This window comes from Alicyclobacillus suci (assembly GCF_017329615.1).
GTDB classification, from domain to species: Bacteria; Bacillota; Bacilli; order Alicyclobacillales; family Alicyclobacillaceae; genus Alicyclobacillus; species Alicyclobacillus suci.
On record NZ_JAFMTW010000223.1, the window covers coordinates 1 to 267 of the forward strand.

1 protein-coding gene is annotated in these 267 nt (G+C 52.8%); it reads left to right on the forward strand.

What is annotated here, in order from left to right; translation table 11 throughout:
- On the forward strand, positions 1-217 hold a 217-nt coding region (locus tag J3482_RS20505; protein WP_206923130.1), incomplete at its 5' end, for a GNAT family N-acetyltransferase.
- Positions 218-267 lie beyond the last annotated feature (50 nt).

The following is a 267-nucleotide window of genomic DNA, read 5'->3' on the forward strand; positions in this document are numbered from 1 at the left end:
GTGTATAAGAGACAGTCTCACGACCTGGTCGGGCAATCAGCGGATGATTCGCTGCGCTGAGAAATTGGGGATGCAGATGGAAGCGCGCATTCGCAAGGTGAGATTGTACAATGGCGTGTTTTACGATTCCATTCGCATGGGCATTTTGCGCGAGGAGTGGGAGCAGATTCACGGGTTGAGGGCTACTCCTTTGCAAGACTCGTTGTTGCGCCAATAACGGCTGTCAGCGGAACATGGTACTTTTAGCGAATGTGGGGATCGTCAGCG